The 12669-nt window shown below is 38.2% G+C and carries 14 protein-coding genes; 7 read left to right on the plus strand and 7 right to left on the minus strand.

Annotated features, from left to right (window positions below; genetic code table 11):
- Nucleotides 1-6: 6 nt before the first annotated feature.
- Nucleotides 7-1257 carry a tryptophan synthase subunit beta gene (gene trpB / locus PRO_RS00945; protein WP_011124343.1) on the minus strand — a complete coding sequence of 417 codons (1251 nt, stop codon included), beginning with the start codon at nt 1255-1257 and terminating at the stop codon, nt 7-9.
- A gap of 46 nt (nt 1258-1303) precedes the next feature.
- Between trpB and PRO_RS00950 the strand changes: the two genes are divergently transcribed.
- Together PRO_RS00950 and cysC are read left to right on the plus strand one after the other, a co-directional pair.
- The gene (locus PRO_RS00950) at nt 1304-1627 is read left to right on the plus strand and encodes a translation initiation factor (RefSeq protein WP_011124344.1); all 324 of its coding nucleotides are present in this window, start codon (nt 1304-1306) and stop codon (nt 1625-1627) included.
- 68 nt (nt 1628-1695) lie between these two features.
- Nucleotides 1696-2301 (plus strand): adenylyl-sulfate kinase, encoded by a 606-nt coding sequence (cysC, locus tag PRO_RS00955; RefSeq protein WP_011124345.1) that lies wholly within the window; start codon nt 1696-1698, stop codon nt 2299-2301.
- Between the two features lie 6 nt (nt 2302-2307).
- On the opposite strand, the gene purE is transcribed toward cysC, so the two are convergent.
- Nucleotides 2308-2799: a 5-(carboxyamino)imidazole ribonucleotide mutase gene (gene purE, locus PRO_RS00960; RefSeq protein WP_011124346.1), complete on the minus strand. Its 492-nt coding sequence runs from the start codon at nt 2797-2799 to the stop codon at nt 2308-2310.
- A gap of 123 nt (nt 2800-2922) precedes the next feature.
- Here purE and PRO_RS00965 point away from each other — a divergent pair, with 123 nt between their 5' ends.
- Nucleotides 2923-4080: an N-acetylglucosamine-6-phosphate deacetylase gene (locus PRO_RS00965; RefSeq protein WP_011124347.1), complete on the plus strand. Its 1158-nt coding sequence runs from the start codon at nt 2923-2925 to the stop codon at nt 4078-4080.
- A gap of 28 nt (nt 4081-4108) precedes the next feature.
- Nucleotides 4109-4822: a magnesium protoporphyrin IX methyltransferase gene (gene bchM / locus PRO_RS00970; RefSeq protein ID WP_011124348.1), complete on the plus strand. Its 714-nt coding sequence runs from the start codon at nt 4109-4111 to the stop codon at nt 4820-4822.
- A gap of 25 nt (nt 4823-4847) precedes the next feature.
- Here the strand turns inward: bchM and PRO_RS00975 are convergent, their stop codons facing one another.
- On the minus strand, nt 4848-5576 hold the full coding sequence (locus tag PRO_RS00975; RefSeq protein ID WP_011124349.1) for a response regulator transcription factor: 729 nt from the start codon (nt 5574-5576) through the stop codon (nt 4848-4850).
- An 86-nt stretch (nt 5577-5662) separates the two neighbouring features.
- On the opposite strand from PRO_RS00975, the gene PRO_RS00980 reads away from it, so the two are divergent.
- Nucleotides 5663-6814 (plus strand): cysteine desulfurase family protein, encoded by a 1152-nt coding sequence (locus PRO_RS00980; protein WP_011124350.1) that lies wholly within the window; start codon nt 5663-5665, stop codon nt 6812-6814.
- A 1-nt stretch (nt 6815) separates the two neighbouring features.
- Here PRO_RS00980 and rsmH read toward each other — a convergent pair whose 3' ends face one another.
- Entirely contained in the window at nt 6816-7733 is a 918-nt protein-coding gene (gene rsmH / locus PRO_RS00985) for a 16S rRNA (cytosine(1402)-N(4))-methyltransferase RsmH (protein ID WP_011124351.1), read from the minus strand.
- Between the two features lie 44 nt (nt 7734-7777).
- On the opposite strand from rsmH, the gene PRO_RS00990 reads away from it, so the two are divergent.
- Together PRO_RS00990 and PRO_RS00995 are read left to right on the plus strand one after the other, a co-directional pair.
- Nucleotides 7778-8962, plus strand: a complete 1185-nt coding sequence (locus tag PRO_RS00990) for an NAD(P)H-quinone oxidoreductase subunit H (RefSeq protein ID WP_011124352.1) — start codon at nt 7778-7780, stop codon at nt 8960-8962.
- A gap of 5 nt (nt 8963-8967) precedes the next feature.
- A complete protein-coding gene (locus tag PRO_RS00995) occupies nt 8968-9435 on the plus strand; it encodes a thioesterase family protein (RefSeq protein WP_011124353.1) in 468 nt (155 codons plus the stop codon).
- Here PRO_RS00995 and PRO_RS01000 read toward each other — a convergent pair.
- Genes PRO_RS01000 through menA form a run of 3 tightly spaced genes read right to left on the minus strand, consistent with a single transcriptional unit; the run spans nt 9409 to nt 12598 of the window.
- Nucleotides 9409-10656, minus strand: coding sequence for an AMP-binding protein (locus tag PRO_RS01000; RefSeq protein WP_011124354.1), 1248 nt, complete (start codon nt 10654-10656; stop codon nt 9409-9411). The genes PRO_RS00995 and PRO_RS01000 overlap by 27 nt on opposite strands.
- On the minus strand, nt 10653-11624 hold the full coding sequence (locus PRO_RS01005; protein WP_011124355.1) for an o-succinylbenzoate synthase: 972 nt from the start codon (nt 11622-11624) through the stop codon (nt 10653-10655). Before PRO_RS01005 ends, PRO_RS01000 begins: the two co-directional genes overlap by 4 nt.
- An 8-nt stretch (nt 11625-11632) precedes the next feature.
- Nucleotides 11633-12598: a 2-carboxy-1,4-naphthoquinone phytyltransferase gene (menA, locus tag PRO_RS01010; protein ID WP_011124356.1), complete on the minus strand. Its 966-nt coding sequence runs from the start codon at nt 12596-12598 to the stop codon at nt 11633-11635.
- Between the last annotated feature and the right edge of the window lie 71 nt (nt 12599-12669).

The raw sequence follows: 12669 nt of genomic DNA on the forward strand, positions 1-12669 counted from the left end.
CAAATGTCAATTTTTTGTCTTTAGTTTCTCTGCCACTGTATTTACATCTTTATCACCACGACCAGAGCAATTAATTACGATCTCTTTCCCCGATGAAAGTGTTGGGCAAAGCTTTTCTAAAAATGCAAGAGCATGCGCTGTCTCCAGGGCTGGAATAATTCCTTCTTTTTCGCTGAGCAATTGAAGAGCTGATAATGCTTCTTGGTCAGTTACAGCGGCATATTCAGCTCGACCTATTTCTTTGAGATAACTATGCTCTGGTCCTACTCCTGGATAGTCAAGTCCTGCACTAATGGAATGTGCTTCTTGAACTTGTCCATTGGAGTCTTGGAGAAGCAAGCTCATTGCCCCATGTAAAACTCCTATTCGGCCTTCTGTAATAGTTGCTGCATGGCGCCCTGTATGAACACCATCTCCTGCAGCTTCGACACCAATCATTCTTACTGATCGATCTTCTATAAAAGGGTGGAATAAGCCCATGGCATTTGATCCCCCTCCAACGCATGCTAGAAGGACATCAGGCGAACGCCCAAATGCTTCTAGACATTGCTTTTTAGCTTCTTCACCAATAACTGCATGGAAATCCCTTACAAGCATTGGGTAAGGATGCGGCCCAGCAACAGATCCGAGAATATAGTGAGTAGTCTCTACATTGGTAACCCAATCTCGAATAGCTTCACTTGTTGCATCTTTCAACGTTGCTGTCCCAGCCGTTACAGGTCGAACTTTTGCTCCAAGTAATTTCATTCGAAAAACATTTAATGATTGTCTTCTCATGTCTTCTTGTCCCATATAAATGATGCATTCCAGTCCAAACCGTGCGCATACAGTCGCTGTTGCTACTCCGTGCTGACCTGCTCCAGTTTCGGCAATTATTCGTTTTTTACCCATTCTTATCGCTAAAAGTGCTTGTCCTAGTGCGTTATTTATTTTGTGAGCTCCAGTGTGATTCAAATCCTCTCTTTTTAACCAAATCCTTGGACCTACTGTTCCCCTTTCATAATGCTTAGTCAGTCTTGTGGCTTCATATAAAGGCGTTTCTCTTCCAACATATGTTTTTAATAATTGCGTTAGCTCTTTTGTAAATGATTCGTCTTTCCATGCTGTTGCAGCTGCTTGTTCGAGTTCTGTTAAAGCTGGGATAAGAGTTTCGGGTACATATTGGCCCCCAAAACGACCAAATCGCCCATGAGCTGAGGGTCTTGCACTTAGCACAAGATCAGGATCCTGAGAGTTGGATGGAATTGTGCCAGTCACCTTATAAAGAGGGAAGATATTTAATAGATTAGAGACTTAGACGAAAATGCCTAAAGGAAATTGGAGAGAATTTGCAGAATTTGCACAAAATAATAATTTTCTTGAGAATCCCAGTATTCAAAACAAAACTGATAGAACTGTTCGTGTGCAAAGAACAAGAGGGGGGAAGGCGGGCAAGACAGTAACAGTTATCAAAGGACTCGACTTGACTGTTTCTGAGGCAAAAATGCTCTTGAAGCAACTTAAAACTATATGCGGAACTGGCGGTACTTTAAAAGAAGGAATTATGGAATTACAAGGGGATCAAGTCAAAACATCAATGGAGTTTTTAGCAAAAGAAGGTTTCTCTCCAAGGCAATCTGGGGGATGAATGGTTTAAATTGAAATCCACCTGCATGCAAAAATTGTGGTGAAATATTTAAAACCACTTAGAACGAAATGACTGCACAAGCATCTAATATTGTCTGGCATAAAGCATCAGTTGATCGTGAATCGATTGAGAAAGAAAGAGGCCATAAGAGTGTAATTATTTGGTTTACAGGACTGTCAGGTTCAGGCAAAAGCACATTAGCCAATGCTCTAAATGTTGCTTTGTTCAAAAAAGGCTTAGCTACTTATGTACTTGATGGAGATAATATTCGTCATGGTTTGTGTAATGATTTAGGTTTTTCAGATTCTGATAGAGAAGAGAACATTCGCCGTATTGGCGAGGTGGCGAAACTATTTCTTGATGCTGGAGTAATCGTGCTAACCGCATTTGTATCTCCTTTTCGCAGTGATCGAGAGAAGGCTAGAAAGTTAGTTAAAGAAAACGATTTTTTGGAAATATATTGTGCTGCAAATTTAGATATATGTGAGACAAGAGATACAAAGGGGCTTTATGCAAAAGCAAGAGCAGGAGAAATTAAGGATTTTACAGGAATATCTAGTCCTTATGAAGAACCTGAAAACCCTGATCTAAAAATCGATACTGGTTTAAAAGATATAGATCAATGTGTGGAAGAGGTGATCAGTAAACTCATTGAATTAAACTTAGTTAAATAGGTGGTTTTACATTTCTTCTAAATACTTTGATGCACCTAATTCGATTAGCTTTTTGTCTTTATGTATAACTTGATTATGTAGTTCTTTTCTATATTGGGAAATTTTAATTTTTAATTCTGGCTGAATCGTGCTTAATATCTGAGCTGCTAATAGACCAGCATTTAATCCACCATTGATCGCTACTGTTGCTACTGGGATCCCTGCAGGCATCTGAACAATGGAATATAAAGAGTCAATGCCTTTTAAGCATTTGCTTTGTATAGGGACCCCAATTACTGGAAGACTTGTAAGTGAAGCAACCATCCCTGGAAGATGCGCCGATCCACCAGCTCCTGCAATAATGACTTTTAAACCTTTCCCTTCGGCTTCACGAGCAAACGAGACCATTTTTAGTGGTGTTCGATGTGCTGAAAGTACTCTTGTCTCTACTTGGAGGTTAAACCCCTCTAAAACTTTAATAGCTGGCTCAAGGAAAGGTAAATCGGAATCACTTCCCATTATTACCGCCACTAATGTGTTTTGTTCAGCGTTTGCTGAAGGCACGTTTTGTTAAGCGAGGTTCAGTATTAATAATGACGAGATTTTTGAATTCGGCATTAGCTACTGAAGTAATTTATTCACATGCGTCATCTAATTAATATCCGATTACCAAGTTCATTACCTTTTTCTCTTAAAGAGAGTTTGTGGTGGATCAAAGTTGACGAAGACGGAAAGATTTTATCTCTTAACCCAATGTCCGATACAACACCTGTTAAGGGAGAAGATTGGTCTGGTGATTGGATAAGCCCAAGAGCTGTTGATCTTCAAATTAATGGTGGACTTGGATTATCTTTTGTAGATCTTGATATTCAGCAATTACCTAAGCTCATTGAATTGTTGGATTTTCTTTGGGCTGAAGGAGTAGAGGCGATTTCACCAACATTAGTAAGTTGCAGTATTAAAGCTTTACGCAATTCCTTAGATGTTTTTCGATTAGCTCGTCAACAAAGTAGTAGTAGTAGATGCAAACTTCTTGGAGCTCATCTAGAAGGCCCTTTTTTATCAAAGGATTTTAAAGGTGCTCATGATTCGAAACATATTTGTTTGCCAAGTTTGCTTGCTTTAGAAGAAAGAATTAGAGGTTTTGAAAAAGAAATCACTTTGGTTACCCTTGCTCCTGAATTGCCAGGGTCTTTAGAAGTAATAAGTAAATTGAGAGAGCTTGGAATTATTATTTCTTTAGGTCATTCTGCAGCTGATTCAGAAACTTCTAATTTAGCTTTTAAGTCAGGAGTGAGCATGATCACTCATATTTTCAATGCAATGCCTGGCCTTCATCACAGATTCCCAGGACCTATAGGAGAGGCTTTGTCTCATGGAGAGATTTCTTTGGGTTTAATTGCTGACGGGGTTCATGTACATCCAAATATTGCATCAATATTGCAAAAGTTAGCGTCCGATCAGATCTTTTTAGTTAGTGATGCATTAGCTCCTTACGGTTTATCTAAAAATCAATTTGACTGGGACAAAAGAGTTTTGCTTATTGAAGAAGGAATCTGCAGATTAGAAGAAGGTACATTGGCAGGAACAACCTTGCCGCTTTTAGATGGCTGTAAGCGATTTGCAAGATGGACCAAGCAACCCTCTGCTGCTATTTGGGCTGCAACGGTATCGCCTAGAATATTTTTACAAAAACGCAAAAATATTCACGAATTTTTCATTGGCCAATCCTTGCAGAAATTGTTGAGATGGCATTGTAATTTTGATTCTAATTCTCTTAATTGGAATATTGCTGAGTAGTATCTAAACCTATGAACTCTTTAATTCAATGCAGGTAGAAGGTTTGCAAAAACTTAAGGAGTCTGAAAAGGCTGAAGTTGCAACTTATTTCAACGGTACTGGGTTTGAACGGTGGAATCGCATTTATAGCAAAAGTGATGAAGTTAATAAGGTGCAAAAGAATATACGCATTGGTCATCAAAAAACTGTAGATGATGTTTTGACGTGGATTAAAGAAATTGGTGAGATAAGCGACATGAGTTTTTGTGATGCAGGTTGTGGAGTCGGAAGTCTATGTTTGCCTCTTGTTGCTTTAGGAGCAGGCTCTGTTTCTGCCAGCGATATATCTGAAGCAATGGTTGAAGAAACACAACGTAGAGCAAAAATTGGTGGCCTTGACTTAAATCGATTGAACTTTAAAATCTCTGATTTAGAAAGTTTGAATGGCTCTTTTGATACGGTTATTTGCTTAGATGTTTTTATTCACTATCCACAAAAAGCAGCCGAAGAAATGGTCCATCACTTATGTGGATTGAGCAAAAAAAGTTTGATTGTGAGTTTTGCTCCATATACACCTTTGTTGGCTTTATTAAAAACAATTGGTCAATTCTTTCCAGGCCCAAGTAAAACTACTCGAGCATATATTCTTAGGGAAAAAGGAATAATAAATGCTGCTAGAGCTTGTGGTTTTGAAGTTAAAAGAAGAAAACTGAATCAAGCGCCTTTTTATTTTTCACAATTAATTGAATTCGTCAAGAAATAATTATTAATAAATCAGTTTTCTAAGCTTATGTCACCAGATGGTTCTCAAGTGCATATCTGACTAATTCGGTTCTACTTGAAGTACCAGTTTTAATAAATAAACGACTTACATATTTCTCAACGTTACGAATAGATGTTTCTAGCTGTCTTGCTATTTCCTTATTCATTAGTCCTTCTGCTACTAGTTGAAGGACACTGGCTTCTCTTGGAGTAAAACTTGGGATAACAAGATCTTTCCTAGAGGAATTGGAATCATTTTGTGTAAGCATTGATTTGATTTCTGTTATTTGTTTAGCCATTTGGCCAACATCGGTATCTGCAAAACGAGCTGCCTCTGCTAGTAATCGTTCTTGTCTCTTGACAACATTTTTGACCCTTGCAACTAATTCATCTGGATCAAATGGTTTTGGTATGTAGTCATCTACTCCAGCTTGATAACCTTGGGTACGATCTATTGTCATTCCTTTTGCGGTAAGAAAAATTACTGGAGTTCCACCAAGTCTCTCGTCTTCACGTAACTGTCTGAGTAATTCATATCCATCGCATTGAGGCATCATGACATCAGTAATTACAACGTCCGGCATAAATTGTTTCGCTTTCTGCAAGCCATCTTCGCCATCAATAGCAGTTAAAACATCAAAGCCTTCATCGTTTAAATAGGCTTGCACAGCAGTTCTAATACCAGGCTCATCATCAACTAATAAGATGCGAGCTTTTGGTTGATCTTCTAGAGTTGATAGTTGTTGGTCATCCATGAAATTTCGTATTGAGATGTTTTAAGGTCTGTTGAAGCAATATCACTCAGGATATTGATCTTTTGGTGAGTTTCATGAATGAGTTAATGAAGACAACTCCATTATATTTTGATTATCAATCAACCACACCATGTTTGGACAAGGTTGTGGATGCAATGGTTCCTTATTGGTCTGAGTTTTGGGGGAATCCTTCTAGCCGTCAGAATCGCCTTGGACTTCATGCTTCAGCAGCTATAAGTCTTGCAAGGGATAAATTGGGATCTTTGCTTCAAGTATCTCCTCAGAGATTGATTTTTACTAGCGGAGCAACAGAAGCTAATAATTTAGCTTTGCTTGGCTATTCTCGAGCGAAAGCTCAAGAAACTGGTTCTACTGGCCATTTAATAACTATTTCAACTGAACATCGCTCTGTAATTGAGCCACTTAGACAATTGCGAAGAGAAGGTTTTCGAGTGACAGAATTAACGCCTAATGTAGATGGAATTATTTCTTTAGACGGTCTAAGTAAATCTTTTGAAGATGATACTTTTTTAGTAAGTGTAATGCTTGCAAATAATGAAATAGGTGTTTTACAGCCTATTAAGGAAATAGCTTCTTTATGTAAATCACGTGGAGTTATTTTTCATAGCGATGCTTCGCAGGGTTTTGGAAATTTACCTATTGAAATTGATAAACTACAAGTTGACTTTCTAAGTATTAGTGGGCATAAAATTTATGGACCAAAAGGAATAGGCTTATTAGTTTTAGGGAGTAACTCTATCAAAATTAAACCTTTACAATGGGGTGGAGATCAAGAAAATGGTATAAGAGCTGGTACTCTCCCAGTTCCTTTAGTTATAGGAATGGCTAAGGCAGCAGAAATTGCTATTGAAGAAATAGATTTGCAAGTTCCTAGGATTAGAAAACTTAGAGACAAACTTTGGCAAGGCTTAAGAGATGAAATTCCTGAATTAATGCTTAATGGTTCTTTTGATAAGCGATTACCCAATAACCTTAATTTTACGGTTATTGGTGTAAATGGAAGTCGTTTACATAAGAAATTAAGACCGTTAATTTCATGTAGTAGCGGTTCTGCATGTAGCAATGGTTCTCCTTCTCATGTATTGATGTCATTAGGAAGAACTATTAACGAAGCTGAAGCTTCATTACGTCTCAGCTTAGGACGCGCAACAACTTTGAATGATGTAGAAATGGCTATTGATATTATTTCCAATACAGTTAATTATTTACGAAAATAGTTTATTCATTTGGATTTCTTTTTTTTGCTAATCGAAGTTTTGCACTTCTGCTGCGAGGATTATTTAATTTTTCATTTGAATCTGCTTGGATAGGTTTTCGAGTGATTCTCTCGAGGCGTTCATCTGTAAGGAATGATTTTTTAACTAATCGATCCTCAAGAGAGTGAAAACTAATAACAGCAAATACACCGCCCGGTAAAAGCCAATTTGGTGCTTTTTGAAGTAAATGTTGCAGTGCATCTAATTCATTGTTAATAGCTATACGCAATGCTTGAAAAGTTCTAGTTGCAGGATGAATGCGTCCATTGCGCATTTTAGGTGGATAGCATCCTGCTATTGCATAAGCAAGAGCTGATGTACCTTCATAAGGACCGTTTGCTGATAAATCTTGTTTGATTCGTCTAGCAATTCTTCTAGAAAATTTTTCTTCTCCATATTTATAAATTAAATCAGCGAGAGCTTTTTCTTCTGTCTTTTCTAATAACTCATCAGCTTTTAGACCTTTCTTGGGATTCATTCGCATATCTAGAGGACCATTTAAACGAAAACTAAACCCTCTTTTCGCTTCATCAATTTGTGGACTACTCACACCTAGATCAGCTAATACAAAAGCAACTTCTTCTTGAGGAACAAAATCTGCAAAATTTGATGAAATAATTTCCGCCCTTGAACCAAAATGGAGAAGTTGCTTTGATGCTGCATCGATGGCGCTTGGGTCTTGATCTAACCCTGTGATATGAAGACTTGGAAAACCCTTAAGAATCAAGGCAGAATGCCCTCCTCCTCCAATTGTTGCATCAATAAGTTTTCCTTTAATTAGTAATTCTGAAGGAAGTTTGGCAATAGCTTCAAGCACTTGATTAACCAAAACAGGTGTGTGTTTGAATTTCGATGTGACAATCTTGGATTCTTCTTTCATGACTAGTTCCTAATATCTAAGTATTCCTTTATATGTTTGGCCCCATGTCGCAGCTGGAAACGCGAACGGAGCCAATGGTGGTGAATTTCGGTCCCCATCATCCTTCGATGCATGGTGTGCTGCGCTTAGTAGTCACACTAGATGGTGAAGATGTAATTGATTGTGAGCCAGTTATTGGATACCTACATCGTGGGATGGAGAAAATTGCTGAAAATCGAACAAATGTAATGTTTGTTCCATATGTAAGCCGGATGGATTATGCAGCGGGAATGTTTTATGAAGCAATAGTTGTAAATGCTCCAGAGCGGTTGGCCAATATTTCTATACCTAAGCGAGCAAGCTATATACGTGTATTAATGCTTGAACTTAACAGGATTGCTAATCATCTTCTTTGGTTAGGACCTTTTTTGGCTGATGTTGGTGCTCAAACTCCATTTTTTTATATTTTTCGAGAGCGTGAAATGATTTATGACCTTTGGGAAGCAGCGACAGGTCAACGTTTGATAAATAATAATTTCTTTCGGATTGGTGGTGTGGCTTGTGATTTGCCATGGGGATGGCTGGAAAAATGCAAGGATTTTTGTGATTGGTTTGGACCAAAAATTGATGAATATGAAAAATTAATTACCAATAATCCAATTTTTCGACGTCGAATCGAAGGCCTTGGTTCTATCTCTAAAGAGAAAGCGATTAATTGGAGTCTTTCTGGACCAATGTTGAGAGCATCTGGAGTGCCTTGGGATTTGAGGAAGGTTGATCATTATGAATGTTATGACGATTTTGATTGGAATATAGCGATTGCTGAGGAAGGTGATTGTTATGCGAGATATCGAGTACGAATTGAAGAGATGCGTCAATCTCTAAGGATCTTAAGACAAGCTTGTGAAATGATACCTGGGGGACCTACCGAAAATTTAGAGGCTTCTAGAATCGCGGAAGGAAAAAATAGCCCTTTCGCAGGTTTTGATTTTCAATATGTTGCAAAGAAAGTCGCTCCTACGTTCAAAATTCCTAATGGAGAGCTTTATACACGTTTAGAATCAGGGAAGGGGGAAATAGGTGTGTTTATCCAAGGTAATAATGATGTTACTCCTTGGAGATTTAAAATACGTGCTGCTGATTTAAATAACTTGCAAATTCTTCCTCATATTTTAAAAGGTGCAAAAGTAGCTGACATAATGGCAATTCTTGGTTCAATAGACGTCATTATGGGTTCAGTGGACCGCTGATTATTTTGCAATCTAAAACCCTACAAAACTGGTTGCACTTGCAACGTATTGTTCGTTTTGGTGATACAGACGCAGCAGGTGTTATCCATTTTCATCAGTTGTTGAGATGGTCTCATGAAGCTTGGGAAGAAAGCTTAGATAGATATGGACTCAAAGCAGTAGATGTATTCCCTTCTTCATTAGGCATATCAACTTCAACTTCAGTAGCTTTACCAATAGTGCATTGTGAAGCCGATTTTTTCTTGCCTATTGGAATAGGAGATAAGTTGAATGTTCAACTTGTACCAGTTAGATTAAATATAGGAAGTTTTGAAGTTCAATTTACATTTCAAAGAAGAGAGCAGAATGTTGCTGTGGCTTTAGTACGACATCGATCAATTGACTCAGATTCACGTCGCTTATGTGATCTCCCTGAAGGAATTGATAGATGGTTAGAAGCATCTTCTTTACATAGAGGTGTTAGTGCGATTTAGCTTGATTACCCAGGACTTCCATTTATTTATTTCCCATTTTCCTAATATATTTGTAGAAAGAGCAGGGCAGTGATACCAAGCACTTGGTCTTTCTATGGAAGACCACTCTTTGACAATTTGCTTAAGACTTGCAAATGATTTTTTTAGATCATGATCGTTCTGGGAGTTTTTTAGTCTAACTAATGCTATTAAGCGTTCTCCCCATTCTTCATCTTTAATAGTTGTCAGTAAAATTGCTTCAATAGCTATTTTTCTTTTAATTGCAGCATCTAGCAATCTAACTTGCAATTTTTCTGGAAAAATTATTTCCCCTCCAGAATTAATAGCTGTATCTTGTCTACCAATAATTTTGAGTTGCTGTACATGATTTTGAATTAATAACTCTGCCACATCTCCTGATTCCCACCATCCTTCTTCATTAGCAATTGAACTTATAGTTCCATCTGCTTTTATACATTTAGCCAGTCTTTGTGTACGTATTTGTAATGTATTCCCCGTCCCAAGCCGTAATTCTATGTCGTTTAATGGCTCTCCTGAAGAATTTTGACCCGTCAGGAAATCTTCTGGCGTTTGGATAGTTACCATAGCAGTTGTTTCTGTTGTTCCATAACAAGGTGCCAAACGAAGATTTAATGCTCTTGAGGCTTTTGCCAAGGCTTTTGAGATAGGAGCTCCTCCGACCCAAATAATTGAACATGATTGCAGCCAACGTACTCCAGCAGGACTTTTAATTAGTCGAGTTAGTTGAGTTGGTACTAATGATGTAATCCTTATAGCCTGATGATGACCCTTTAGAGAATTGCATTTTTCTTCTAATTGGCTTGGATTATGCATTGTTTTTGCTTCTATCCAGATGTGTTTAGCACCCCAACAACGACTTCTCCACCATGGAAGAAGTCCGCTTACATGATGTAGTGGTAAGGCATTGAGAATTTGACAATCAACAGGGTTTAACCCTTGCCCTTTTAGCCACTGACTTGTTGCAATTGCGGATTGATTTAGATGGCTCACATGATGTAGACATTGTTGATAACTTCCCGTACTGCCACCTCCCCTAATAATTATGCCTGGTCCTGGGGGTAATTCGGAGCTTATAAACTGCTCTGATTGGTTTTTGGTTTTTAATATGACCCAAGAACCTTTTTCGAATTCATCGGCTACTCGATTAGCGCATTCTTCGTGATTATGATCATTACAAATTATTGAAAAAAGATTACTCATGCAGCCTCCCAGACCAGTTGAGGGTTCTGACAAAAAAGAGGACCTTTTGGGCACCAACCTGGAGCTAGGCCAGGTTGGGTAGGAGTTAGGCCTCTGAGTTGCAATGCTGCAAAATGTTCAATCCAACGTTTTCCTATGCCGGTTTCAAAGGATGTACTGATAGATATATAGCTATTTTTTTCCTTGAACTCTTTGAGCAAAATACGAGGATCTCCTTCTATTAATGGTCGACGTATTTGCCAACCTGTCCATGATTTGCGTAAAGATGGGTTATATATCAAAGATTCATCTAAGGCAATAGGGAGCATTTGAGCTAATTCATTCATGCCTTCAATATCATCAACAGCGAGTGGCTGTTCGAGCCATTCAATCCTTGCCTCATTTTGCAATGCTTGAGCCCATTCATGAGCTTGAATACGGTTTAAACCCCCATTTGCGTCAATCCTTAGACGTGTATTCTCTGGGAGTAGAAACAGTATCTTTTTAAGTAGGTTTAGATCTGAGTCGCTTGATGTATTTCTGATTTTCCATTTAAAAGTTAATTCTTTTTGAGTTTCTTTATGTTTATCTAAAACTGACTGAAGAGTATTTAGCAGGATTGATTCTTCATTAGGCAACAACAATGCAGATGAAGTAACTGAAAGCCACTTGTTTTTGGAATCATTACCAATTAAGTAGTCTATCTCTGCTAAAGCGGCACCAATGGCAAAGGCAAGTGAACCTGGCCAATTAGGTATGCCTTCTTCTAATGTTTGACGAGAAGGTGAATTCCCTAACTTCTCAAGTATCTTTCCACAGATATTTAGTTCACTTAGATTGAGCGGAGCAATTTCACCCCAACCTAACCTTCCAGTTTTATTTTCTAGTTTTATAAGCCACCCTTCCTTTTTTTTTATAATTCCTTGAGATGTTCTAAGTGATCTCAAAAGATGAAATGAAAATGGCTTAAATCCTAGTTTTAAAGTCATAGCTATATTTAGTGTTGCAATTCGATTCCCAAGAAAGGAGCGAGAGCTAAACCAATGCTTAAACCAATGCCATTGAGAGCTTGAAAACGTAAAGCTAAAAATTTACTTTCGCTAATCAACTTAGGATGGTTGTGATGATCTGTAAGCAAACGAATTAATTTAATGGCAGGAGGTATCCCAATGCCTCCAAGCAATGCTGTGACTGGCCATTGGCCATACACAATAGGTATCCATTCCAAGCCAAGGCATAGCAAGATAAACCAAGGAACAATGGCAGCAGCTCGCCCAGTTCCAAGTCGAACTAACAATGTTTTTTTTCCGTGGGCAGCATCTTCGGAAACTTGATGAAAATTTGCGCAGAACAGTACTAATGTTGTCGCTACAGCAGGACCTGCTCCCAGTGATATTGCTGCTTTCCAAGGAATTGGATTGGTATGATTTACGTTAGTGGATAGTACTAATAGAGATGCTGCTGTCGCTAAGGGGCCAAAGGCAAGCCAGCACAAAGGCTCTCCTAATCCTTGATATCCAAGTCTAAAAGGAGGTCCTTGATACAAATATCCCAAAGCACAGCTCCCTATGACTAAGAAAAAAACAGCTTGGTGACTTCTACTAGCAAGAATTAGGATTAATATAAGTCCTAAAAACAATATGAAATAAGCAAGGTTGCGAATTAAGCGCCTTCGTCCAGTTAACACAACTATTGAGTGAAGTTTAAATTCATCAACTCCAGTTGTTGAATCAAAAAGGTCATTCGTGAGGTTTTCCCAAATTAAAAGCAAAATTGAAGCGATAAGAAAACCAACTAGTTGATCTAAACGAATGATTTCACCAGCGCCTTGCTTCCATCCTGCTGCCAAAATCACTGGCATAATTGCGACTGAATATAAAGGCCATTTAATTGCCTTTTTCCATAATTTTTTTCTTGGAATGCTGGAAGAATGAAGTGATGCAACAGCATTTTTGTCTTTCATAGGTTTTTGGTCTCCCCCTCCTAGTCTGAGTTACGGTTTATACATATGTTTAGTCTCCTTGATCATTGCCT

It is taken from the genome of Prochlorococcus marinus subsp. marinus str. CCMP1375 (assembly GCF_000007925.1).
Classification (GTDB): domain Bacteria; phylum Cyanobacteriota; class Cyanobacteriia; order PCC-6307; family Cyanobiaceae; genus Prochlorococcus_E; species Prochlorococcus_E marinus.